We start from the raw sequence: 24,130 nt of genomic DNA, 5'->3' as shown, positions 1-24,130 counted from the left end.
CAAGTAATTTTAATTTTTTACTTGATATTTGTAACCTTGCATTCTAAGATAGCTAAGTTAGTGAGAATGGGTAGCAATAGCTATGAGCTTTTCTGGCATTACTGTCGAGCAACGTTCCAAAGAAGTTGAGGCTCTCAAGTCTTTTCTGACTTACAGTCTGATAGGTTCACTGGCGCTGCATATCGGCGTACTGTCCTCAGGCATAAGTAATTATTTGACGAGAGTCCCTACAGGAGAAGAAGAACCAATAGAGTTGGCGATGGTTGATTCTCCAACTGCGGAACCAGAAAAACCAATCGCACAGATTCCAGAAGAAATAAAAAAAGAACCAGAAGTTGTCCAAAAACAGCCTATAGAAACTCCACCAGTAGAAAAAGTTCAGCAGCAATTTGAACAGATTACAGCAGTTGCTCAGAAGCCACAGCCGACAAATACACCGCCAGAAGCAATTGCTAGCAAGCCAGAAGTTCCTGTGAAGTCTGCACCCATTCCACGATTAGCGCCAGAAGTTCCTGTGAAATCTGCATCCGTTCCACGATCAGCTTTATCTGGAGATTCCAAAGCAAGTTCGGCGGGTGGTGGCGGTGGTGGCGGTGGTGGTGGCTCTGGTGTTGGTTTAGGTTCAGGTAGTGGTATTGCTGTAGGTACAAGTAGTGGTACTGGCACTGGTGGAGGTACTGGCACTGGCACTGGCGGTGGCATTGGTAGCGGAACTGGCACTGGCACTGGTAGTGGAATTGGTAGTGGCATTGGTAGTGGTACTGGTAGCGGCATTGGTAGTGGCATTGGTAGTGGTACTGGTAGCGGCATTGGTAGTGGTACAGGAAACCGTCCCGCAGTAGCAACAGCGCCTACACCTCCAAAAATTAACAGTCCAGGTAATGGTCGTGCAGCCTGCCGCGAATGTAATGCCAAGTATCCAGAGGCAGCAAGACGGCGGGGAGTTGAAGGCAGAGTAGAAGTAGCTGTAGATACTGATGCACAAGGCAATGTTACCAATGTGCGGATTGCTCGCTCCAGTGGAAACCGTGAATTAGATGAAGAAACCGCCAGACAAGCGCGTGAGTGGAAATTAAAACCCGCAGAAGGTGGTAGACAAGGGGTAGCTATAGCCACTGAATTTGCCATAAAAGGTTCACGGCGATCGCGCCAAGTTCAAGAACGGCAAGCACAAAGACAAGCACAAAGACAAGCAGAAGAAAGAACCCAGCAGGCAACTACTGCAAACTCCACACAACAAACTTCAAGACGTAGGCGCAGAGAGTTGCCACCTTCATTTAATGGAGCTACAGCCACAAAACCAGCAATATCTGGATTTAGTCGGCGACTAGAACCTCAAAGAGCGGAAAGTCCTGCTACAAGCCCATCATCTCCAGCTAGAACAACTCGCACTCAAGGAAGTGCAAGAGATTCCTTACGCAGTATCCAACGTGAGCAAAGGGCTACCGATTCATCACAAAAGCCACCAGCAACCATAAAGCGGCGGCGGCGAAGAGATAACACTAGCCAGAACAAGTTGCGGGAGTCTTTGCGCGGTTTACGCCAACAACCTCAATCACCTCAATCGCAACCTGCTACTCCCAGTCAAGAGTAGCTACGGTGTACGCAAACTTACTTATCTATCCCCTTGCAAAGCCAGATCGATTTTCTTCCAAAGGAAGAGGTTAGTCGAACTCACCTTAATCTAAATCCCTAGATGGACGCAGATGGACGCAGATAATTTTGATAATTAATTATCTGTGTTCATCTATTTTGATTAGTTATGAATGAAGAAGGTGAGTGATGCAGCCTAAAGTTATTTTTGGGAATGCTGCTAGCGAAGGTGCAAATCGCTGGGGTTGGTTTATGGGTTACTTCATCACCCCAGATGATGATCCTCGCTCAACCACAGCACTAGAAATAAAGTGGGGTGTCCATAAAGCAGGAGACAGTAGAACTGAGTGGGGAGTAAATGACACAGCCGCGACTCTTTCGATTTTGATTAATGGCCAATTTTGCCTTCAGTTTGAGGATCGGGAGATGATTCTATCTCGTGAGGGTGATTATGTGCTGTGGTCTGCGGGTGTGCCACATTGCTGGGTTGCTCAGTCTGACTGTACTATTCTGACGGTGAGATGGCCTTCAACACCAGGTGATAGTGTAGCAGTGCGATCGCCACAATAAATAACAATAATAATTTTCAACCCACATTCCGCACTTCTTCGGAATAAAGGGGTAACTATCCACTTTCATAGAAACAACTAAAAGCTTTCTTGGCTACAACCTAAATAACGTTTTATGCTATACGAATTTCTATGTTAATTTCCATTGATGCTCGTATCCCCTTTCCTCGTCCTTCGGTTTATGCGACTTATCGAGACAAGCTAACGGAACTTGTACCCTACATATCAAAGGTTAGACAAATTAAGTTCAAATCAAGCCAAGAGCAAAACGGGCTTTTATACTTAGTACATGAGTGGTATGGTGGTGCTAATCTTCCAGCAATAGCGCGTGCTTTTCTAAGCGAAGATTTGCTCAATTGGACAGAAGATTCTATTTGGAATAATTCTGAATTTACAACTAGTTGGCATATTAAAACCCACGCTTTTACTGAAGCAGTTCACTGTACAGGCAAAAATCACTTTCTCGAAGATGATAAAGGAACGCTAATCCAAAGCCGGGGTGAACTAATCATTGATCCGCAGCAGATCAAGGGTACACCACAGCAGTTAACAGTGGCGATCGCTGGTATCGTTGAGAATTCATTAGTAAAACAGATTACACCTAATTTCCAACAAATGAGCGAAGGAGTTCGTCAATACCTGAAGAAAGTGCAATAAAGTGCGAACTTGCATGATTGCCAATTTCACAACTTATTAGTCAACAGCCTATAGCTTTTGATGACATTAGGACTTACGCACGAGTTACGAAATAACGTAGACGCTTCGGCTTGCCGCAGGCTACCGCAGAGGCGCAGAGGACACGGAGAAATCAGAGTTTGAGAGATATTTTGCGTAAGTCCTAGACATATCAACATAGGCAATTTCCAAACATCAAGCAAAGTCACAGGACTGCTGTACAAAAGGGAAACAGGTTGTCTTTTTAATTACAGCAAAGCTGAGAATTTTATTTTAGATTATTCACCCTAAATTAAATAATTTTAATCAAAAATTTCATCTTCAAGGATGTAGTTCAATATCTCCAAAGACTGATGGAGTAATGTTAATTTTCATAGTTAATTGAAGTTACTTAATTTAATATTAGGAGTCGTTATTGTGGAAAGTAATAGCAAACAACTCATAATTATTGGCGGAGCTGAAGATAAAAAGGAAGATTGTGAAATCCTGCGCGAATTTGTACGACGCGCTGGGGGTACGAAGGCAAGAATAGTAATTATGACAGCAGCGACAGAACTACCTAGAGAGGTTGGAGAAAATTATATTAGAGTATTTGAACGGTTAGGATCTGAAGATGCTCGGATTGTTGATACAGAAACTCGTGATGATGCATCTTCTTCTAGTGCATTAGAAGCTGTCAGCAAAGCCACAGGAATATTCTTTACTGGAGGAGATCAAGCTCGAATTACAAGCGTTATTAAAGATACTGAACTTGACAGAGCTATTCACAAGCGTTTAGCTGAAGGGGCAGTTATTGCAGGCACAAGCGCAGGAGCAGCTATGATGCCAGATAAAATGATTGTAGAAGGCGATTCTCAAACTAACCCTCGGATAGAAATTATAGAGATGGGCCCAGGTTTAGGCTTTCTGCCAGGAGTAGTAATTGACCAACATTTTTTACAGCGTGGACGCTTGGGGCGCTTAATTTCAGCTTTGGTACAAGAGCCTGCTGATTTAGGATTTGGTATTGATGAGAATACTGCGATGGTAGTTACTGATAGACAAGTTGAAATCATTGGTGAAGGTTCAGTCACAATTGTTGATGTAAAGGCTACATACGACAATATGGGCGAAATTTTAAAGGATGAGGCTTTAGCAATTTGTGGAGCAAAGCTTCATATATTACCGCGTGGCTACAAATTTGATTTGGAAACTCGCCAACCTATCTTAAATAATGGCTCTATCCCAAATGTGTCTGTATTAGCAGGTTCACCAAATACTTAGGGACTTCCAACTAAAAAAATATCCTATCGCTGTGTAGGCAGGGGGCAGGGAGCAGGGGGCAGAGGGCAGGGGGCAGGGGGCAGAGGGCAGGGAGCAGGGAGCAGAGGGCAGGGGGAGAAAGAAAATATATATTATCTGAGTAAATTGGATAATTTATTTTCTGGAAGTCCCTTAACTTTGAAGCCTTTAACTCATCCCACGGCTACGAAAATATCGTAAGTCTTTTTGACACGCTCTTGCGATCGCGACACTCGTAGACTCGTTAACGCTCCGCTATCGTTTTCATAAAAAGCCGTGGGAAAATCTAGTCATTAGCCATTAGTACTAATGACTAATGACTAAATCCACCGATTTTCGTTGAGTAACCTGCTCAATTATATTTGCTGCTTGTTTCACGCCGCCTGAAAGTTCAATTGACTGCTGAATTCTGCGGGCATTTTTTTTGTAAGAATTTTCCGTCAACACTCGCTTAATTGCCCTTCGCAGGTTGGAAATATTTAGTTTCTGTAGAGAAATCACTTCTCCTACTCCTGTAGAGCGAATTCGCGCAGCAGTTCCTGGTTGCTCAAAGGTGATTGGAATCGCTACTACAGGTACGCCATAGGTAAGTGAATCTAATGTCGTATTCATGCCTGCATGAGTTATTGTCAGGCTAGCGTGCGCTAATATATCTGGTTGCGGAGCATACTCAACTACTAAAGGAGAACCCGGAAGCGAACGCACTGCTTCTTCACTCATCCCACCCCCATGCGCGATTACTAGTTGTACATCCAGTCCTTGACAAGCAGCAGCAATACAATGAAATACTGCTTCTTTGGTGTTTTGCACACTTCCAAGAGAAGCATAAATCATCGGTTGTCCAGTCAACTTCTCATAGGGAAATGTAACTAATTGTGGTGAAGCATTTCGCAACGGGCCAACATAATGCAGATGCGATGGCAGGTCGGGAATGGGAAACTCAAATAACTCAGGCTGTTGACTAATATGGGCAAGTTGTGCGTTGGAAGCATAGATGTGGCGATAATCAGACAACTTCCATTCTTGGCGGTAGCGATTAATTGTTTGTAAAATCGGTTGACAACTGCGGTCTAAAAAGTAATAAGCCAAGAGATTGCGGATTTTTGACAGATGGGTATTCTGATAATTCCAGGGAGTGAAAAAAGGAGGAACATCGGCTTGACGGTGAATTACCTGTCCACAAGAAACGCAAATGAACGGGAGATTGAGATATTCTGCTACCGTTTCACCAGCCGGTTCGAGTTGATCTACCAGTAAAACTTCTATTCCTGTCGCTGCGATCGCTTTAGGTGCATCTTGGCAAATTATTTCAACCATTTGCTGGCAAAAGCCGAGGGAGTAATCCAACGCCTTCAGGGCGCTTAACTTTCCCAACTGAGCAAAAGTTTGAGCCATTGAGCCAGGTTGATAAATCGCTTCGCCAATCGGATAGAAATTTAACCCCTCGCATTGCACCTTTGATTCCAAATCTGGGATTTGTAGGAAGGTGACGCGATGACCGTGCGATTGCAGTTCTCTTCCCAAAGCAGCTTGGGGATTCAGGTGTCCGGGATAGGGTGGACAAATTATGCCAAAGTGAGTCATAAGTCAAAAGTTAACAGGGTATTGAGGGCTTAGGGGTGATTGCCATGCTTTGTGCTTGTATGCTGGAAGTTTCCACCAAGGTACATCGGGATACTCATGATGTTCTTGATGGTAGCCAAAGTAATAGCAACTAATGAGTTACCAAAAAACTGGTAATAAAATTGTTTGAGCGTGATGGGGATGAACGTAACTTGGTTCAGGTTATTGTTGGAACAAAATTTACCAAAATCAAATAGTTCAATGAGTCGGTAAAAAAATAAAATGCAAGCATTAACTACAGCTTTTCGTTTCGGCTTAATTAGCTGCATGTCTAAATCTAAAATTAGGTTGGTTAAGTTATATGAAACTAGAAAGCTGTTGAATTAATTGCTTGGTTAATGCCTTCATATATACTATCGGTTTAACAAGTTTCTGCTTTCTATCTGTAGTTCTACTTGGAAGTCATCCTAAATATTTATTTATGCACGATTACTTAAATAGCAAGCATAAAATATTCTATTAGTAAAGACTGTAAAACAGATTTAATAAAGGTATATTATTATTGGCTACTGGTAAGAGTTCTCCGCATTAAACTTGATTTTTTCCACAAGTAATACTACTGCTTATCAAAGTTGCTCTATCTTTTAAAACAGACTAATGTTAAATACTTTTGTGCTAATAAACACAAAAGCATTAAAAAACATCCCTTCCTATGAATGAAACATGGGCTGAAACCACCTTCCATCCTTCGGTAAACCTATACCAAGTCTGGCTTTGTCGCCCGAAACGCTCTACACCATTAATAATCCGGCGAAACTCTAGAGTCACTGTTGCTGCATCTTTCCCAAAGGTTATAACCTTGAGGTTCGAGATTTCTCGCTCTATTTTTGGGTTTGGTCGATTCTGGCGAAAATTACGAAGTTCATCGCTACCATAGAGGTTTTCTGTGATTCCAAAGCGCACTACTTCTGGCGCATCCCAAAACAAGCTATCCATCACCTCCAAATTGTTATTAGAAAGGGCTTCTTCGTACTTGAGGTACAAATCGGTTACTTCAGCTACAACAGTAGGGTCATTTATAGTAGTCATTGTTGTTACCAATTTTTGATGTTATGGCTGATTATGCACTCTTTCAAATAGCCAGAGCTATTTTTCTTTTAAGCTTCTTCAGTACGTAGATTCAAATGTAATTTTCTGATGCTTCCATACATCACGCCTGAGTTGTTCCCAGTTCTTAACCGTGAATAAAAAAGTAGGCAGTCATCGTAAAGCCAACAATCATGACAAATTTCCGAATTAAGTGCGGTTCAAGTTTACGAGCATAATGGGCGCTTAAATAACCACCAAGAGAGCCACCAACTGCCATCAAAATAGCTTGATGCCAAGCAATCACACCTGCAAAAATAAATGGAACGATCGCAATACCATTGATACAACTCCCTAAAAATGTCTTAAAAGCATTCATTTTGTGAATACTTTTGATACCTAAAAATGTCAGAGTTGCCAGCATTAAAATCCCTAAACCTGCGCCAAAGAAACCGCCATAGATGGCGATCGCTAGTTGAGCCAGTAGCAAATTAAACAAGGGTACAGATTCCGGTGATGTATTCTGGTTTCGACGCTGCAACCACTTTTTGAACGGTTCGCCAAAGGTAAACACAACTGTTGCTAGCAGTAATAGATAGGGAATCAGCTTTTTAAAGATATCTGGCGATGTATACAACAAAGCTATGGAGCCAATCATGCCACCAACTAAACTGACGCCACATAGAAGTAAAAAATCTCGCCGCTCAATGCCCAAATCTTGACGATATGCTCCAGCACTGGCTAGGGAAGCCACCCAAATTGCAGTATTATTGGTGGCATTAGCTGCGATTGGAGCGACACCCGTAAAGATAAGAGTTGGAAAGGTGATAAAGCTTCCACCACCCGCTACAGCATTTAAGCCGCCTGCAATGAAAGCGGTACTAAATAGAAGTAAGCTATGGAAAAGTGTTAAAGATGGCGGCATTATTTACGAATTATTAATTTGGGAATATCACTTGGAGAATGGGCAATCAAGTCAGCACCATGAGCTTTTAATTCCTCCTCAGTTCCATAGCCATAGGTGACACCAATTGAAGCTATTTGATGGCGTTTGGCTCCAATAATGTCATGTGAGCGGTCACCTACCATCACCACAGTTGAGGGTAAAAGTTTTTCTGTTAATAAAATATGCTGAATTAAGTCGCCTTTTATGCTCCGTGTTCCGTCAAGTTCGCTACCATAAACACCATCGAAAAGCAATGATAAGCCAAAAAATTCAATAATTTGTGTAGCATAAATATATGGTTTAGAAGTCGCAACAAAAGTTTTATAGCCAGCAAAACGAATAGCTTTTAAAACTTCCGTAATTTGGGGATAAAGGGAGTTTTCAAATAATCCAATTGTGGCAAAGCGACGACGATAAAGTGAAATAGCCTGTTCAATTACTGTGCTATCCAAGGTATTGAGTAATTGCGTAAAGCTATCTTTCAGTGGTGGGCCAATACACCAATGTAATTCATCAGCATCCGGTGGTTTGTAACCGAGTTCAGAGAGCGCATACTGAATGCAACCAGTGATGCCAGGTTTAGGATCTGTCAAAGTTCCGTCAAGATCAAAAAGGATAGCGGAGAAAGGCATATCTTAATTCCCAATTCAACCCCTAATTTTGAGCGATTTCACAAAGCCTTCTGCACTAAGTAACGCGATGCCCAATGTGACAACACCAATCCCTATACTCTGAATCACATTTAAAGTTTCGTTAATGGTTATCCATGCAACTAACGCTGTCAATGCTGGACTGCTAGAGCCGATTATGGAAGCGGTAGATGCGCCAACCATCCGAATTCCCACATTGTTTAAAGTGTGTCCGAGAAAGCTGACAAGACCTGAAAATATGCTACCAATCCATAAGGGTGTCCAATCAAGTTGACCGCTTTTAGCTGGCCAAAACAGTAAGCTAACACCAGAAAGCAGTAGAGTGGAAGCAAAACTGATCCAAGTAAAGGGAATTGGATGGAATTTTTCTAAACATTGTTGAGCAATGATGCAATAAAAGGCGTAAACGATCCCAGCGCCAAAACTAGCGAAAATGCCGATCGCAATGGTATGACTGCTGTAGGTAGCAGAAGATTGGGGAATGGTGAGAGCGCTTCCCACTAGAATAATAGCCATTACCAGCCAACGGAACAATGTGGGGCGATCGCCAAAAAACCTCCAAGAAAGCAGTGCTGTAAATACGGGATAAGTGAAGAAGAGGGTCAAGGCAATACCTGTGGGAATCAAGCCAATAGCAATGTAGAGTGAGGCAATATACACAAACATCAGCACCCCACAGCCAAGAGCTTGGATTAGAACATCCCTGCGCTTGCGGGTTAACAAGTCTTGAAATTCTGTCCAAGCAGATGGATACAGCTTAAATGATAGAGATGCCATGAGTGGAACTACTAGCAGCATTCGCATGAACATCAGCAAGAAGGAATTCTGCAAATCCGGTTTAACGTATCCACCAAGTAAAAATAAACCTAGTACGAGATGTTCTGAAAACAAAACTCGGACAGTAACGTTGTGAAACGTCAAAACAAAAGAGGATAGTAGAACCGTCAGGATGCCCAACACGATAAAAAGTTTCCTTAGACACGACTTGATTGTATTGTTAAAACCACTGGAATAACAAACCAGATGAAGTTTGAGGAAATCAAAGCCGTCGCTTCAAAAACGCTGCCAGTTGTTCAATCAAAACTATGCCAAGGAACCGACGCCCACAGGTTCAGGAGCAGTCTTTGTGGTGAACTGGTTCACCGGACGGGCTGGATGTCTGCTACAGCCTGATCTAAGCGTTCTTGATTGCGGGCTGCGTAGGCGTAGCCCGTCGTAGACATCGCTACATTTACACCTTCACTATAAAGTGCTTTGGCGGTGGCTAAACCAATTCCCGCACTTCCTCCTGTGATGATCGCTCCCGGAATCAATGCGCCTTTTGATCTGATGGTAGATGATGTTTTTGCCACCAGAGATACTTTTAAAAAGTGGGGGCTGACTGTTTCTGAGATCGAAACAGGCAGAATCCACACTTCATTTACTTTGACCGGGCCGGACGGCTATTTATTGACGTTAACTTCTTCACATATAGGCGGTAGAGAAGTGTGAACGGGAGCATCTCACCGAAGAGGCGGAGGGGCAGTTCTTGCTGGGAGCAAGGGGAGCAATCCCTGCCTCGTTCGCGCAGCGTCTCCAAGAGTTGCCGTGAAGCGGAGTACAAGCTCCGTTTCAGCTTTCTCCCCTGCTCCCTGCTCCCCTGCTTCTTTTGACTTTTGTAAAAATACCCATAGCCCTAGCGAATGGAATTCGCACCCCAGTTGCTTCAAGTCGCCAGAGAGGCGTCGGATTTCATCTGGGTTTTCAGGTTTAAATCTGTTTTTGGAGAAATTGGTATTAGACATAGCTAAATTGCCCTTTCCACTCTAATTGAGAGCTTCTTGTTTCACGCCAATCACAGAACCTCTACCGCCAAATTTAGTCCCCGTCTCACCCCTATCCAAGCGACCACTGGCTGCTTGTAAGGCGATGCTGGGTAGGGGTACATCACCAACTTGGAGGATTAAATCGGCGTTCTGTGGTGAGAGATAGAAATTGCTAAAAGCTTTAACTTCAGGACGTTTTGCAGCCGATTTCTTGACGTAAATAAATACGGGGCGAGCAAGCGGTTGGTAACGAGAATCGGCGATCGTTTGGGGACTGGGCTGTAGACAACCACTACCGCTATCAACAGCCACAAGTTTTAATTTGTCTCGATTTGCTAAGTAGTAGGCATAGCCAAAATAGCCTAATCCATTAGGATTAGCCGCAATTCCTTCCACCAAAGCTGTGTCAGTTTTGCTCTTAGAATAGTCACTGCGGCTTTTTCCTTCCTCACCTACAACTGCAAGTGTGAAATAGTCATAAGTACCAGACTCAGTGTCAGGCCCATAAAGACTTAAGGGTTGATTGGGAAAGTTAGAACGAATTTGATTCCAATTCGTTACTTTGCCTTGGGCGGCTGGCTCCCACATCTTTTTCAATTCACCCAACTTTAAGCAGCTGGCAAAATTGTTTTGGGAGTTGACCACAACTGCTAGCCCATCAAAGGCAATGGGTAGCTCAACAAACTCTACATTATTTTGCTTACAAAGCTGCATTTCTTCAGCATTGATCGGGCGAGATGCGCCACTAATATCAGTTTCATTGGCACAGAATTTTTTAAATCCTCCGCCTGTTCCTGACACTCCTACTGTGAATTGCACACCAGGATTTGACTTCTGGAATGCTTCTGTCATCACCTTTGAAATCGGAAATACTGTACTAGAGCCGTCAATCTTAATCGACCCTGATAAATTTCCCGAAGCGCTCACTTCCTCTGCTTGAGTTACAGCTTGAGGAAAGGAAACTGTTGTATCCTCTGTTTGATTATTACCGCAAGCTGCCAATCCCAAAGTTGCCAACGAGATTAAAAATGCCAATCGAGTTTGAGAAACCATGATCGTTTTACCTACTTTAAGCACTAGCACCGACTTGTTCAGACGTTTTCTGCTTCTCTTGTTGGCGACGTTGCCGTTCTAAATCAGCTTGACTATCAGGAACGAGCCTTTCTAACAGGCGAACGACTATAGGCAGAAAGCCAATTACAAGTACAACACCTAAGATGTTAAAGATCATCTGAGCATTAGCAACTTCTCGCCCTACGCCACCTCCACCAGAGATTGCTTGAGCTAGTTGGACGAGTTGAGGTGCAAAAATAATTCCCACAGTGACACTGACCAGGTTAAATAGTAAGTGAAAAACGCCTGTTCTTAGAGCCGCGCTACCCCGACCAATGGTAGACAATAGTGTATCAGCGCAAGTACCAACCTCTGCACCTAACATAATTGCGATTCCCGCAGGCAGAGCAATGATGCCAGAACTTGCCAAAGTAATCACGATCGCCACCGTTGCAGAGGAAGATTGAATGATCACGGTAAAAATGGCTCCGACTACAGCACCCAAGAAAGGATTACTGCCTAAGGTTTCCATCCAAGTGATGAATGGTGTGTATGTGCGGAAGGGCTTCATCGCTTCGTCAATTGCTTCTAGCCCATAGAACATTAAGCCAAATCCCAGTATGATAATGCCGATGGTTTTCTGCCGATCTGTTTTTCCCAGAAATAACAGCAATAACCCGGCAAACATTAATAGGGGAACATATAGTTTAATGTCGAGAGAGATGATCTGTGCCCCGACTGCTGTACCAATGTTAGATCCGAGTACCACACCGAGGGATTGCACGAAGGTCAATACACCAGCACTCACCATTGCAATTACCATGATAATTGTCACTGAGGAGGACTCTAATAGCGTCGTTGCTACCGCTCCAGTGAGTACACCAGCAAAGCGATTGGTGGTACATTTACTTAAGAAATTTTTCATCCGCTCTGTCCCCAGGTTTTCTAGCCCTTCAGACAGACGAGTGACACCAAAGATAAACAGCACTAAACCTGCTAACGCACCCATCGCCATTTTGAAGAAGTCAAGGACAGGATCTTTCTTGTCGGCTTTTGCTTCTGAACCTTCAGATGCAAAGGCAGCTTGACTAGTATCAAATTGAATGGTTGCTGGTGCATTTTCAGGAGCGATACTCCCTTGGAGTGGCTTTGCCAACGCCTGGATAATGCTAACCTCTGATGAAAGTGAGCTGACTAACGGTACACGTCCCAAAAGAGAAGGGTATAAAACTAACGTCAGCACGAACAAAGCAACACTTAAAAATTTCAGAAACTTCTTATTAAGTTTTTTCAAAAAAAACACAGCTACTCCTTGCAATTGCTACATTTTTCTTCATGAAAGTCATGTGTTCTGCTTAACAAAAACAGTTACACTCAAATATCTTATTGCTCTGACTCGTACACGCATTTGTACTACAAATGCTGCTCCAAAAAAGTTAAAAATTGATTAATTTAAGGTTATAAGACTTACGCATTCACAAAAAGAGAAGTCCTAAGAATTCAGTGGTGGGGTGTTGACAAAAAGGACATAAAGGTTAAAGTATCGCAATCATGAATAAAGACTTGCGGCTCTGCCGCAATTGATTTGCATTTCTAGTTAGAGGCTAGAAACGAGGTTTGAAAAGGGTTTTAGCTTAAGTTGACACCAATGAGCAATGCTGTGCCCGTAAGGCGTGGTCTATTTAAGACGAAAATTGCTGTCTGTAACAACAAAGAATAAAGGCATCAGTCGTCAGAATTGGCCATGATTTGGAGTCCGACTTATTGATGTTTGCTTAATCACTTATGATTTAGGCTGACGCTTTGGTGCGGGGACGCGTCAGTTTAAATGATAAGTCTTCAACCGTACATGATATCAAACATCCTCTCAGAGTGTTTGGCATTTTTCAACACCAAGTTTGCACAACATGACCCTTAATCTGTTGTCCTAACCAAGGTGTATTTTGTGAAAGTGTATAAAGACTTTTCCGTTCGACTTTCCAGATTTGCTCGGGATCAAATAAAGTAAGTTCTGCTGGTTGATGAGGTACGATCGCACTGACTTTTTGCCCCAAACACTCTGCTGGACTAGTACTCAATGCCCGCCATAATTCTAAAGCTGTAAATTCCTCAGTTTCAACGAGATATTGCCACAGCAAAGGTAATGCTAACTCTAAACCAATTGCTCCTGGAGGCGCTTCGGCAAAGGCTTGGACTTTTTCTTCGTAGCTGTAGGGTGTGTGGTCAATAGCGATCGCATCTATCACACCTGCACGCACTCCTGCACGTAACGCCGCTACATCACTAGAATTTCCTAATGGCGGGTCTAAATGCAAGCTAGTGTTATAACTCTTAACTGCTTTTGTATCAAGTAAAAGATGCATCCAGGTGGTGCTGGCGGTGATGGGTAAACCAGCAGCCTTAGCTGAAGCGATGAGTTCCACGCTGCGAGATGTAGAGACGCGCATAATATGGACTGGTGTACCGATGGTTGCAACCAATTCAAGCATTGCTGCGATCGCACTAGTTTCGGCGCTGGCGGGTATTGGGGGTAAACCGAAACGCAGAGCATCTGCTCCTTCTCTCATTACACCATTTGCTGATAACTGGCGATCGCTTGGCCAAAATGCGATTGGTTTACCCAACGGCTGGACATACTCTAACACTCGCCGCACCAGCGCCAAATTCTCCAGTGGCTCACCATCGCTAAAACCAACAACTCCAGCAGACGCTAAATCTGCCAATTCCGTCATTTGCTTGCCAGCAATATCTAGGGTGATAGCACCCCAGATATGAAGCAGGGGGAGAGGAGAGGCAGGGGAGGCAGGGGGAGCAGGGGGAGCCGAATTAATTTTTTCCCTCTGTTTCATCTCCCCGTGTCTCTTTTGCTGCAACTGTGCCACAAGTGCAGGATTATCAATAGCTGGGGATGTATTGGGTAAGATGCTAATTCTGGTAAAGCCCCCAGCAGTAGCAGATTGCAAGAGAGACAATAGGGTTTCTCGTTCTTCAAACCCTGGTTCACCGGAATGGCTGTATAAATCCACTAACCCGGGGCCGATAACTAATCCCCGACAATCTCTGATTGGAGTATCGGGGCTGATGTCAGTAATGTGCGAAGCTACTTCTTGAATATAACCATCAGCAATCAGCACATCAAAAAGTTCATCGATTTTAGAAACTGGGTCAATTACCCGTACTTTTTGCAGCAGTTCAATCATAAAAGTTTTTAGTTATGAGTTAGGGGTAGAGACGCGATTAATCGCGCCTGTACAAGAGTTAAGAGTTAAAAGTTATTTGTTCCTCGCTCATCACTTCTAACTTTATTCATCACTCATAATTTTTCACTCCTAACTTTATCCCTAACCTTTGTACAGACGCGATTCATCGCGTCTCTTTTTCACAACGCTCCTGCTGCTGTTTTATCTAGTACACCTCCGCCGAAGTGAGCGGTGATGTTCATCGCTTGCAATACTGGTAAACTATCGATTCCCCAAGTATAGTCAATAACACTAACTGCGCCATTACCCTGACGGAAATTCCAGAAATTTTCCAGCGATAAACCTAGAACGTGACAAAGTAAGGTTTTATTAGTTGCGTCGTGAGCTACTACTAATACAGTTTTGAATTGATTAGTTGATGCGGTTTCTACAATTGATTGCCAAGCTGCAACGCTACGTTCCCACACCTCTTGCAAATTTTCTCCTTCAGGCATTTGCACTTCGGCTGGTACTAACCGCCAGCGCTGCAACTCTCCGGGATATTCTTGTTCTATTTCGGTTTCAAATTTTCCTTCCCAGAGTCCGTGGCTGATTTCTCTTAAACCATCTTGCAGGTCTAACTTTACATTAGGATGTTGTTTTAGGATGATCTCTGCTGTTTCTTTAGGGCGCAGCATTGGGCTACTGACAGCATAATCAATCGCTACGTCTTGGAGAAATTCGCCTGCTTTTTGTGACTGTTGTCTACCGTTGTCGTTGAGGGGGACATCAATTTGCCCTTGAAACCTGGTTTGGCGATTCCAGTCAGTTTCACCGTGACGCACCAGTAACAACCGTATTCCTTGATGATCCGGTCGCAATGAGGGTAGACTTTCCCCAGTGTGTTGCGTCTGATTTAAGGATTCTAGCTGAACTGGTTCCCCCAATCCTCCAGCAAAATTTAGTACGGTGATACCACAGTTAGATTGCTGTATTGAATGGTAGCGACTTGGGGGGATTCCCAAGGCTGTGCTAATCAAGGCGCGATTAATGCCGTTATGTCCCACTATGAGAATAGTTTCGCCTTGATGTTGGGACAAAGTTTCTTGCCAAAAGTGCCGCGCTTGTTCGTATAAAGCAAGAACAGGAAAATGTTCTCTTGTTCCTTGTGCATCATTTAGCAGCATCCGCAGTTCGTCGGGGCGTTGATGCCAAGTGCGGTAGTCTTCGGCAAATTTCTGCTTAACTTCAGCAGTTAGCAGTGCTTCCCATAAAGGTAAGTCAATTTCTAGCAGCAAATCAGAAACTTGGATTACAGCAGACTGTTCAGGATGAGTAGCTAACTCACTATGGATAATATCTGCTGTATGTTTCGCTCGTTGCAGGGGACTGCTGTAAATCGCATTAAATAAAATATTGCTGAGGGCTTTGCCAACTTTACTGGCATCGTTACGACCTTTCTCGGTTAATGTTGACGCATCAGTGCGTCCCTGAATACGCCGCTCGGTGTTATAACCGCTTTGACCGTGGCGCACAATGATGACACGAGTCATCTAAAAGCCCTCCTCTTATCTAGACGATTAATTTTACTGCAAAATGATTGCACATTTAGCAATTTAGGAAGGCAGATTTAGTTAGATAAGAAACTTTATGTTTGTAGAGGACGTAGGATGAGCAGCTAAAATTGCTGCTGTGTTAACAATATAGCGGTTCTCAATTGCGTGAAATCCAGACCTAACCCCCAGCCCCTTCCCTCGCAGGGAAGGGGAGTGAGCATCAAAGCCTATGGTGTACACGCATCTTTATACAAAACCAAAGTCTTGTAGATCCTCCTAAATCCTCCTTAAAAAGGAGGACTTTGAAAGGTTTTTGCCCCCCTTTTTAAGGGGGGTTGGGGGGATCAAAGCCTGTGGGGTAACTCTAGAAGAATTGTGTGTACACCGTAGCCTTTTAGGAGAGAGGAATGGAAGTGAGGTCAAAATGATTGCTTCCATTCGAGAAGGGCTATATTTCCTAACAAAACTGTTTTGATTCAAGCAGAAATATTTGGTCTGATACTATTGACGAAATTTTTGCAACACGATGAATAGTAGGGGGATTTAACGTAAAAATCATGTCCCGCAAGGAACTTCAGTTCCTTGCTAATAGCTAAAGTCATCTGAAGATGACTAAATATAGTCAAAAATCTCTACTCGATTTCAGTAGACTTTAGCTGTTAGCCTGGAACTTTGGAGAACTCTAAAAAATCAATTATCCAATTTTTGGAATCAAAATGATTTTTCTTCCCCCTGCTTCCCTTGCCCTAAAAGCGAAACGTGGGTGAGTAAGCCAACTTTGTTTTTGCTCATGAGCAGGCAAATAAGGCATCTACGCTCGAAACTTCAGCGTCAACCTTTATACCCAAATTATTCTCTCCCTATATCTAACTGCACTTGCAATCCATCATTGTCATTCCCAGACTGAGCCGGTGCTAAGAAAACAGAACTGTCTGGCTGTGATAATGATTCATTAAACTGTATTGTGACTGGAGTTTTATTGTCTCTTCTATTATTGTTGGAGATGCTTGCTGGATTAGTTTGCTCAAAAAAGCTTTTAAAGTCTTCTTGGGCTGTTCTTCGATCAATTCCAATGAGAGAATTACCAGTTGATCTGTATTGCTCTAGATTTGAGCTTGATGTTGGTGACTGTGCGTATACTTGGCTTCCTAAGCTTGCAAAGGCTGCCGTAATCCCCAAGAAAGCAATAATTTTGGTGTTCATTCCTTTTCTCCCAATTATCTTTAATATTGCTCGTCTATTATTCTCTGGGAAAATTGTTTTGATTAACTCTATCATTAGGTTCTACAACAATAATTTTATTGCGTATCTATTTATAACGTCAATGATTCCGGCTCTATCTAAAGTTACTTATACTGTCATCGTATTGCTTAGATTTGTACAAGTTGGACAGTAGGGTTATCTGGTTCAGTTTCTAAGCGATCGCAATTAAGTTGGTTGAGATATGCCAAGATGAAATTAAGGATATTTAACAGTCGCTCTAGTGCGATGCCTACGGCGGGCTACGCCAACGCACTCACCACAGAAAGCCGTAAGATTGTGTATGCGTAACCCATTATCTAATGTAGATCAAAGTACGCGGAATTTTCGTTTGACTGAACTACGCGAGGCATTTTTTTACGACTTGCAAAGAATTCCCCAAAAACTGGTGTTTTTGTTTGATACTTACGAAAAAGCTCCCCAAGAATTGGCAGACTGGTTAGAGGGCAAATTTTTAGCAGATGTTGTTGATACACCCAAGTTAATTTTAGTAATTGCTGGGCAGCAGATTCCTCAACCGACAAGTGGATGGATTTACATCACTGTTGTTGCTTGGAAGCCATTTTAGATAAAGAGGCGTGGTATGATTACAGCCAAAACAAAAAACTGCCTTTCAATTGAGATGAGGTAAACATAGCGATGTTAATACTCAAAAGACAACCTCAGGAAATTGATAAGACCTTACAAGCCCTAAAGAGCAAACAGCAATGAATAGTGAGTTATTGCAGAAGCTCGCAAAGGCACAAACAGATGAGGAACGCTCTTGGATTGTCACGGAAAGTTTACTTTCGACGCTTTCGCCTGAGTTAGCTGCGGCTGTATGGGCGGCGGTAGTGCCACACTGGTTTAATGCAGAGATTTTGGCAGCACTGCGCCCAGAATTGCAAACCCAATCATCTCAGCTTTATACAGAATTGCAAGCTTTACCTTTTGTGGAAGAGTTTCCTGATAGAGGGCATAATGTTCATGATTTGACGCGAAATCTGATGTTAAAACATCTGCGGCAAGAACGTCGTGATGAGTTTATCACGTTGTCGCAACGAGCAGTTGAGTATTTTGGCAGCGCCAATGAACAGCCAGAAACTCAAATTGAATGGCTGTATCACTTAATTGTAGTTGACCGGGAGTGGGAAGGCAGTGAGCTTGGGGATTTAGCACAAAACTGGGATAATAATTTTCGTGTTGCCGAACTAGAATCGCTGATAACAGCATTATTAGAACAGGTTGCAGCAGAGCAAGTGGCAACTCCAGCTAAAGCAGAAGTTTATTATTGGGCAGGTAAAGCACAATTTCGAGTTTATAGAGCACCCGAAGCCTTAGAGCGCTACGAAGCAGCATTGGCATTCTACCGCGACATAGGCGATCGCTTGGGTGAAGCTAATACATTAAAGGCAATTGGCGATGTCTTGCAGTTCCTAGACCGACGCAGCGAAGCCTTAGAGCGCTACGAAGCAGCGTTGGCATTCTACCGCGACATAGGCGTAGGCGCTCGCTTGGGTGAAGCTAATACATTAAAGGCAATGGGCGATGTCTTGCAGTTCTTAGACCGACGCAGCGAAGCTTTAGAGCGGTACGAAGCAGCATTGGCATTCTACCGCAACATAGGCGCTCGCTTGGGTGAAGCTAATACATTAATAGCAATGGGCGATGTCTTGCAGTTCTTAGACCGACGCAGCGAAGCTTTAGAGCGGTACGAAGCAGCATTGGCATTCTACCGCAACATAGGCGCTCGCTTGGGTGAAGCTAATACATTAATAGCAATTGGCGATGTCTTGCAGTTCCTCAAACGCAGCAGCGAAGCCTTAGAGCGCTACGAAGCAGCATTGGCATTCTACCGCGACATAGGCGCTCGCTTGAGTGAAGCTAATACATTGATAGCAATCGGCGATGTCTTGCAGTTCCTCAAACGCAGCAGCGAAGCCTTAGAGCGCTACGAAGCAGCATTGGCATTCTACCGCGACATAGGCGATCGCTTGGGTGAAGCTAATACATTAAAGGCAATCGGCGATGTCTTGCAGTTCCTAGACCGACGCAGGGAAACCTTAGAGCGCTACGAAGCAGCATTGGCATTCTACCGCGACATAGGCGATCGCTTGGGTGAAGCTAATACATTAAGAGCAATCGGCGATGTCTTGCAGTTCCTCAAACGCAGCAGCGAAGCCTTAGAGCGCTACGAAGCAGCATTGGCATTCTACCGCGACATAGGCGCTCGCTTGGGTGAAGCTAATACATTAATAGCAATTGGCGATGTCTTGCAGTTCCTAGACCGACGCAGCGAAACCTTAGAGCGCTACGAAGCAGCATTAGCATTCTACCGCGACATAGGCGATCACTTGGGTGAAGCTAATACTTTACAAGCAATCGGCATCTTGCAAAAAAATTTAACTTTGGGTTTAGAGTATTGTCAGGCAGCGTTAGAACTGTATACCCAAATTGGTACTAAGTATAGCCAAAGTCGTAATTTGATTTACTTCACATCTGAAATTCTCTTAAAACTGGGACGGCAAAAAGAGGCTATAGATGCGCTCAATCGCGCTATTAATCTTGCTAGAGAGATTCCCTATCAAATCTTTGTAGAAGATGCGACAGCCAAACTCCAAAGAATCCAACAAAAAAAATCATGGTTTTCATTAATAAAATCATGGTTTTCATTAACAAAATCATGAGTTTCATTCACAAAATCACGGTTTTCATTCACAAAATCACGAGTTTCATTCACAAACTCACGAGTTTCACTCACAAAATCACGAGTTTCATTCACAAACTCATGATTTTTGCGCTAAATACTGAATTAATAGTCATATTAGATACTAATCTCTGAGGGTTTTACTGAACTAAGATCCAGCTTTAGTGAGGCAAACTAGCTCTAAAGCAGATAAAAAGGATATATTTATGTCTCGTCAAAAACGTACATACCGCGTTCTCGAAAAAGCTGAATTCAGAACGGCGGGACTTAAAGCCATCGATCCTACTATGGATTTTGGCGATGGGCGCAACATGGAAAGCATGACACAACTAGTTGAGCAATACCGTACCAAGATAAATGCTTATAATACTGCTCTAGCCGTGATTGACTCTTCTAAAACTGAGATGGACGAATTGGATAGAACTTTAAGCGATCTAACTGAGAAAATGCTCATTGGGGTTGCTTTTAAATACGGCAAAGATAGCCGTGAATATGAAATGGCGGGTGGGGTTCGTAAAAGCGATCGCATCCGCAAAAGCACAGCAACACGTTTAAAGACGACTTCTAAAGAAGCATCTAATGAGAATGCTAAAACTGCATCATAGTTTAATACACTGGAATTAAAGTCCCCCTTTTTAAGGGGGACTTAGGGGGATCTAAAACTTTTTGTTACCGAGAAGAGGACTTTTCAAACAACCTCTTAGATTACATTATGAGTACAAAACGTTAATATTTAAATGTTTTAATCAAATAGCGATCGCTATTTTAAGATAAAGCTTAATTCCCCGACTAATTTCTATTTTAGAATTTCATTTCATACTTCAATTCAGCAACGCCTGAAATTAAGCTGTTAAATTATATTTTCAATAGCCTCTGCTTGGAAATAATGAGTATCATCAAGGCTCCAGCTTAAGAGTTCTCCAGCTTTGCCCTTTTGAACGGAAACTATTATATACGAGTATCCTTGCCAAGCATATAGGCGATCGCATTCTGAAGGGATAGCAGGATGATCTGGGTGGGAGTGAAAAATGCCAATAATGTTGAGCGATTTATTACGTGCTTCCCTTTGTGTTTTTAACATAACTTCGGGTGCGATCGTGTATTGCCGTCTTTTACTATCTGCTGTGTATTCCCCTACAAACTCAGCTGCGGCTTCTGTATTCCAGGCATTTTCTGTTGGTATGACTTCTACCACAATTTTACCCCCATTAGCCTGATAGCCCAAAACCATACCACAGCACTCATCTGGATAGGTGCTTTCTGCATGGGTGCGGATAGTTTGCAAGTGTTCTTGGCTAAGTCGGATCATCTATGCGTTTGTAATTTTAGTAACCTATAATTATTTTTGCACAGATATAAGATATTGCTAGGCGTAGGCTAGGAATAATCGTAGCGATCGCACTATTTAAATATGTATTTTGTATCACTCATTTAAATATTTGCCTACTACTTTCTGAAAATTATTGCCTAGAAACTAAAACAATATGAAGAAGAGACAAAGTTTAGTATCTCTATATACATTTATTAGCAAATAATGTGAAGAGTATACAAAGACATTTATTTAAGTGTAGACATCTAAGTAAAATATTGACTATGTAATTATTTTGAGGCTACCTATTCTTATTCAGATGTTCTCTATTTTCAATCTAGACAGCTGCGGAGAATAGCTGATTATGTACAAGACTTTTCATAAAGTAAATCTTCAAGAAATATTACTGTTTCTTCAAGGGTGGCGTGTCAAGTATGCCGAAAAGGTCAAATTTCGATGAAATTTTATGCCCAAAAACAGCACTAAATTCAAGATTGAGAACTGAAATTACTGAAAAAATCGATTTAATTAGGTAAAAATCATGGCAGATATTATTGGAACCAACGGGAATGATACCCTACTGGGTACTAACAGCGCAGACACGGTTAAGGGTCTTGCAGGCAACGATAGCATTACAGCTAAAGAGGGCAACGACACCCTGATTGGTGGTGGCGGCAAAGATAGATTTGTTTACGACTTCGGCAACGACATATACTCAAACATCAACCTCGGCATAGATACCATCACCAATTTCGGTGGCGTAGGTAAAGGAACAAACCCAACAGCAGCAGTTACTGCCGAAGTGGACACCCTAAAATTTCAAGGTGCTCCCTTCACTCCTGAAAATCTGCTGCTCACCCAGAATGGTAGCAATTTGGAAATCACCTTTGAAAACGACTTTAATATTACCAAAGTCATCCTGCAAAACTTTGCCCTAGAAAACCTAGATAACTTGAGCAAATCTACAGGAGCCACTGTAGACTTAGGCAATATAGAGTTTGATGGGCAAACTAGTGTTAGTGACAGCTTTGATGTCTTCAATGCCAACTCTACCCAAAGCACTATCTTCAATAAAAACACAGTTACCTTCCTTAACGACCTCGACAATAATGTTAGCGGCTTTGACAACTCAGATGATGTCATAAATGGTCAGGGGGGTGATGACATCATTGATGGCAAAAGTGGCAACGATTTACTGCGGGGTGGCGCGGGCAATGATACCCTTGACGGTGGTACTGGTGACGATACATTAAATATTAACTATTCAACAGGCGATAACCTGCTCAATGGTGGCGATGGCAATGATTTTCTCTTTGCTTCTGGCGACGAATACAACTATTTCAGGGGCGGTTCAGGCATTAGCAGTTCAGGCATTAGCAGTTCAGGCAATAATACCCTCAACGGTGGCGCTGGTGCGGATAACTTGAATGTTAACCATTCAACAGGCGATAACCTGCTCAATGGTGGCGATGGCAATGATACTCTTACAGCCTCTGGCTTGCTGTATGGCTATTACATTGCTCCCTCTGGCAATAACACCCTCAACGGTGGTACTGGTAATGATTACTTAACTGCTGACAATTCAACAGGCAATAACTTACTCAATGGAGGCGTTGGTAATGACACCTTGAATACTAACAATTCAACAGGCGATAACCTACTCAATGGTGGCGATGGCAATGATTATCTATTCGCCTCTGGCTATGGTACTAGATACGACATTGCTCGCTCTTTAGGCGATAACACCCTCAACGGTGGTGCTGGTAACGATATATTTAATATTGACTATTCAGAAGGCGATAACCTTCTCAATGGTGACGATGGCAATGATTCTCTTTCCGGTTCTGGCTCCTTTGAATTCTTCGGAGGATTCTTCGCCGCTTCTGGCAAGAATACCCTCAACGGTGGCGCTGGTGACGATACATTGAATGTTAACTCTTCACCAGGCGATAACCTGCTCAATGGTGGCGATGGCAATGATTCTCTCTCCGGTTCTGGCTCTTATTATGATGTTTACGTAGGATTCGTCGCCGCTTCTGGCAAGAATACCCTTAATGGTGGCGCTGGTGACGATACATTAAATGTTAACTATTCAGCAGGTAATAACCTCCTCAATGGTGGCGATGGCAATGATTCTCTCTCCGGTTCTGGTTCCTTAGAGGATTATGAATTGTTCAACGGTTCTGGCGGCTACTTGGAGGTGGTGCACGAATTCTTCGTCGCTTCTGGCAAGAATACCCTCAACGGTGGTACTGGTGACGATACATTAAATATTGACTATTCATCAGGCAATAATCTGCTGTCTGGAGATGATGGCAATGATACTCTTAGTGCCTCTGGCTATAAGTATGACAAACAGGGCGAGTCAGGCAAAGGAGTCTATCGCAGAGCATCAGGAAATAACACCCTCAACGGTGGCGCTGGTGCTGATAACTTAATTGTTGATTATTCAACAGGCACTAATTTGCTCTTAGGGGGCGATGGCAATGATACTCTTAGTGCATACAGCGCATTAGGTAATAACACTCTTGATGGTGGTTCTGGTAATGACATCATCACGGGTGGCAACGGTAATGACATCCTAATTGGAGGGGATGGTACTGATACCTTTGCTTTCAATAGTTACAATGAGGGCATTGATAAACTTTATGACTTCAACGCCACTAATGAGTTGATTCAGGTATCGGCTGCTGGTTTTGGTGGCAACTTAACAACACCTTCACTTAATCAAAGTCAGTTTACCATCGGCACATCTGCAACCACTGCTGCTCAAAGATTTATTTATGATAATGTTACAGGTGCATTGTTCTTTGACCAAGATGGCAGTAACTCTGCATTTACTCAGGTACAATTTGCCCAATTATCTGCTGGATTATCACCCACCGAAAAGAATTTTGTGTTTAGTTCCTGAAAAAATTA

Annotated in this window: 22 protein-coding genes; 8 read left to right on the top strand and 14 right to left on the bottom strand. The window is 42.9% G+C overall.

What is annotated here, in order from left to right:
• Window positions 1–82: 82 nt before the first annotated feature.
• The 4 genes from LC608_RS18740 to LC608_RS18725 all read left to right on the top strand — a co-directional run bounded on the left by LC608_RS18740 (window position 83) and on the right by LC608_RS18725 (window position 4,100).
• Window positions 83–1,594 carry an energy transducer TonB gene (locus tag LC608_RS18740; protein ID WP_229554955.1) on the top strand — a complete coding sequence of 504 codons (1,512 nt, stop codon included), beginning with the start codon at window positions 83–85 and terminating at the stop codon, window positions 1,592–1,594.
• 188 nt (window positions 1,595–1,782) lie between these two features.
• On the top strand, window positions 1,783–2,163 hold the full coding sequence (locus LC608_RS18735; RefSeq protein WP_109007262.1) for a signal peptidase I: 381 nt from the start codon (window positions 1,783–1,785) through the stop codon (window positions 2,161–2,163).
• Window positions 2,164–2,294: 131 nt separating this feature from the next.
• A complete protein-coding gene (locus tag LC608_RS18730; protein WP_229554954.1) occupies window positions 2,295–2,819 on the top strand; it encodes a hypothetical protein in 525 nt (174 codons plus the stop codon).
• A 432-nt stretch (window positions 2,820–3,251) separates the two neighbouring features.
• Complete coding sequence (locus LC608_RS18725; protein ID WP_229555073.1) at window positions 3,252–4,100, top strand: cyanophycinase; 849 nt, start codon at window positions 3,252–3,254, stop codon at window positions 4,098–4,100.
• 324 nt (window positions 4,101–4,424) lie between these two features.
• On the opposite strand, the gene LC608_RS18720 is transcribed toward LC608_RS18725, so the two are convergent.
• The 13 genes from LC608_RS18720 to LC608_RS18660 all read right to left on the bottom strand — a co-directional run bounded on the left by LC608_RS18720 (window position 4,425) and on the right by LC608_RS18660 (window position 17,159).
• Entirely contained in the window at window positions 4,425–5,702 is a 1,278-nt protein-coding gene (locus LC608_RS18720; RefSeq protein ID WP_229554953.1) for a glycosyltransferase, read from the bottom strand.
• Window positions 5,703–5,705: 3 nt separating this feature from the next.
• Entirely contained in the window at window positions 5,706–5,837 is a 132-nt protein-coding gene (locus LC608_RS37305; protein ID WP_229555072.1) for a fatty acid desaturase, read from the bottom strand.
• Between the two features lie 537 nt (window positions 5,838–6,374).
• Window positions 6,375–6,770, bottom strand: a complete 396-nt coding sequence (gene hpxZ, locus LC608_RS18710; RefSeq protein ID WP_229554952.1) for an oxalurate catabolism protein HpxZ — start codon at window positions 6,768–6,770, stop codon at window positions 6,375–6,377.
• Between the two features lie 145 nt (window positions 6,771–6,915).
• Window positions 6,916–7,692 carry a sulfite exporter TauE/SafE family protein gene (locus LC608_RS18705; protein ID WP_229554951.1) on the bottom strand — a complete coding sequence of 259 codons (777 nt, stop codon included), beginning with the start codon at window positions 7,690–7,692 and terminating at the stop codon, window positions 6,916–6,918.
• Window positions 7,692–8,345 (bottom strand): HAD family hydrolase, encoded by a 654-nt coding sequence (locus tag LC608_RS18700; RefSeq protein ID WP_229554950.1) that lies wholly within the window; start codon window positions 8,343–8,345, stop codon window positions 7,692–7,694. The genes LC608_RS18705 and LC608_RS18700 overlap by 1 nt, the downstream gene beginning before the upstream one ends.
• A 15-nt stretch (window positions 8,346–8,360) precedes the next feature.
• On the bottom strand, window positions 8,361–9,323 hold the full coding sequence (locus tag LC608_RS18695; protein WP_229554949.1) for a DMT family transporter: 963 nt from the start codon (window positions 9,321–9,323) through the stop codon (window positions 8,361–8,363).
• A gap of 179 nt (window positions 9,324–9,502) precedes the next feature.
• Window positions 9,503–9,715 carry an SDR family NAD(P)-dependent oxidoreductase gene (locus tag LC608_RS18690; protein WP_229554948.1) on the bottom strand — a complete coding sequence of 71 codons (213 nt, stop codon included), beginning with the start codon at window positions 9,713–9,715 and terminating at the stop codon, window positions 9,503–9,505.
• Between the two features lie 150 nt (window positions 9,716–9,865).
• Window positions 9,866–10,147, bottom strand: a complete 282-nt coding sequence (locus LC608_RS18685) for a hypothetical protein (protein ID WP_229554947.1) — start codon at window positions 10,145–10,147, stop codon at window positions 9,866–9,868.
• Window positions 10,148–10,168: 21 nt separating this feature from the next.
• Entirely contained in the window at window positions 10,169–11,221 is a 1,053-nt protein-coding gene (locus LC608_RS18680) for a PstS family phosphate ABC transporter substrate-binding protein (protein WP_229554946.1), read from the bottom strand.
• Between the two features lie 16 nt (window positions 11,222–11,237).
• A complete protein-coding gene (locus LC608_RS18675; protein ID WP_229554945.1) occupies window positions 11,238–12,524 on the bottom strand; it encodes a Na/Pi cotransporter family protein in 1,287 nt (428 codons plus the stop codon).
• Between the two features lie 583 nt (window positions 12,525–13,107).
• Entirely contained in the window at window positions 13,108–14,421 is a 1,314-nt protein-coding gene (locus LC608_RS18670; protein ID WP_229554944.1) for a dihydroorotase, read from the bottom strand.
• A 179-nt stretch (window positions 14,422–14,600) separates the two neighbouring features.
• On the bottom strand, window positions 14,601–15,953 hold the full coding sequence (locus LC608_RS18665) for a histidine phosphatase family protein (protein WP_229554943.1): 1,353 nt from the start codon (window positions 15,951–15,953) through the stop codon (window positions 14,601–14,603).
• 852 nt (window positions 15,954–16,805) lie between these two features.
• Complete coding sequence (locus LC608_RS18660) at window positions 16,806–17,159, bottom strand: hypothetical protein (RefSeq protein ID WP_229554942.1); 354 nt, start codon at window positions 17,157–17,159, stop codon at window positions 16,806–16,808.
• 340 nt (window positions 17,160–17,499) lie between these two features.
• On the opposite strand from LC608_RS18660, the gene LC608_RS18655 reads away from it, so the two are divergent.
• The 3 genes from LC608_RS18655 (at window position 17,500) to LC608_RS18645 (ending at window position 20,507) form a co-directional block, all read left to right on the top strand.
• Window positions 17,500–17,784 carry a hypothetical protein gene (locus tag LC608_RS18655; protein WP_229554941.1) on the top strand — a complete coding sequence of 95 codons (285 nt, stop codon included), beginning with the start codon at window positions 17,500–17,502 and terminating at the stop codon, window positions 17,782–17,784.
• Between the two features lie 139 nt (window positions 17,785–17,923).
• Window positions 17,924–19,882 (top strand): tetratricopeptide repeat protein, encoded by a 1,959-nt coding sequence (locus LC608_RS18650; RefSeq protein WP_229554940.1) that lies wholly within the window; start codon window positions 17,924–17,926, stop codon window positions 19,880–19,882.
• Between the two features lie 226 nt (window positions 19,883–20,108).
• Complete coding sequence (locus LC608_RS18645; protein WP_229554939.1) at window positions 20,109–20,507, top strand: hypothetical protein; 399 nt, start codon at window positions 20,109–20,111, stop codon at window positions 20,505–20,507.
• Between the two features lie 245 nt (window positions 20,508–20,752).
• Here the strand turns inward: LC608_RS18645 and LC608_RS18640 are convergent, their stop codons facing one another.
• Window positions 20,753–21,211: a Mov34/MPN/PAD-1 family protein gene (locus LC608_RS18640; RefSeq protein ID WP_229554938.1), complete on the bottom strand. Its 459-nt coding sequence runs from the start codon at window positions 21,209–21,211 to the stop codon at window positions 20,753–20,755.
• A gap of 541 nt (window positions 21,212–21,752) precedes the next feature.
• Between LC608_RS18640 and LC608_RS36915 the strand changes: the two genes are divergently transcribed.
• On the top strand, window positions 21,753–24,122 hold the full coding sequence (locus LC608_RS36915; RefSeq protein ID WP_267871126.1) for a calcium-binding protein: 2,370 nt from the start codon (window positions 21,753–21,755) through the stop codon (window positions 24,120–24,122).
• The last annotated feature ends 8 nt before the right edge of the window (window positions 24,123–24,130 follow it).

The sequence above is a fragment of the Nostoc sp. XA010 genome, from assembly GCF_020829625.1.
Classification (GTDB): Bacteria; Cyanobacteriota; Cyanobacteriia; order Cyanobacteriales; family Nostocaceae; genus Nostoc.
This window is presented reverse-complemented; position numbering and strand designations above follow the sequence as displayed.

Excerpts from the sequence above, each read along its gene's own strand:
- LC608_RS18740 (WP_229554955.1), top strand. The coding sequence starts at position 83 with ATGAGCTTTTCTGGCATTACTGTCGAGCAACGTTCCAAAGAAGTTGAG.
- LC608_RS18735 (WP_109007262.1), top strand. The coding sequence starts at position 1,783 with ATGCAGCCTAAAGTTATTTTTGGGAATGCTGCTAGCGAAGGTGCAAAT.
- LC608_RS18730 (WP_229554954.1), top strand. The coding sequence starts at position 2,295 with ATGTTAATTTCCATTGATGCTCGTATCCCCTTTCCTCGTCCTTCGGTT.
- LC608_RS18720 (WP_229554953.1), bottom strand. The coding sequence starts at position 5,702 with ATGACTCACTTTGGCATAATTTGTCCACCCTATCCCGGACACCTGAAT.
- hpxZ (WP_229554952.1), bottom strand. The coding sequence starts at position 6,770 with ATGACTACTATAAATGACCCTACTGTTGTAGCTGAAGTAACCGATTTG.
- LC608_RS18705 (WP_229554951.1), bottom strand. The coding sequence starts at position 7,692 with ATGCCGCCATCTTTAACACTTTTCCATAGCTTACTTCTATTTAGTACC.
- LC608_RS18700 (WP_229554950.1), bottom strand. The coding sequence starts at position 8,345 with ATGCCTTTCTCCGCTATCCTTTTTGATCTTGACGGAACTTTGACAGAT.
- LC608_RS18685 (WP_229554947.1), bottom strand. The coding sequence starts at position 10,147 with ATGTCTAATACCAATTTCTCCAAAAACAGATTTAAACCTGAAAACCCA.
- LC608_RS18680 (WP_229554946.1), bottom strand. The coding sequence starts at position 11,221 with ATGGTTTCTCAAACTCGATTGGCATTTTTAATCTCGTTGGCAACTTTG.
- LC608_RS18670 (WP_229554944.1), bottom strand. The coding sequence starts at position 14,421 with ATGATTGAACTGCTGCAAAAAGTACGGGTAATTGACCCAGTTTCTAAA.
- LC608_RS18665 (WP_229554943.1), bottom strand. The coding sequence starts at position 15,953 with ATGACTCGTGTCATCATTGTGCGCCACGGTCAAAGCGGTTATAACACC.
- LC608_RS18660 (WP_229554942.1), bottom strand. The coding sequence starts at position 17,159 with ATGAACACCAAAATTATTGCTTTCTTGGGGATTACGGCAGCCTTTGCA.
- LC608_RS18655 (WP_229554941.1), top strand. The coding sequence starts at position 17,500 with ATGCGTAACCCATTATCTAATGTAGATCAAAGTACGCGGAATTTTCGT.
- LC608_RS18650 (WP_229554940.1), top strand. The coding sequence starts at position 17,924 with ATGAATAGTGAGTTATTGCAGAAGCTCGCAAAGGCACAAACAGATGAG.
- LC608_RS18645 (WP_229554939.1), top strand. The coding sequence starts at position 20,109 with ATGTCTCGTCAAAAACGTACATACCGCGTTCTCGAAAAAGCTGAATTC.
- LC608_RS18640 (WP_229554938.1), bottom strand. The coding sequence starts at position 21,211 with ATGATCCGACTTAGCCAAGAACACTTGCAAACTATCCGCACCCATGCA.
- LC608_RS36915 (WP_267871126.1), top strand. The coding sequence starts at position 21,753 with ATGGCAGATATTATTGGAACCAACGGGAATGATACCCTACTGGGTACT.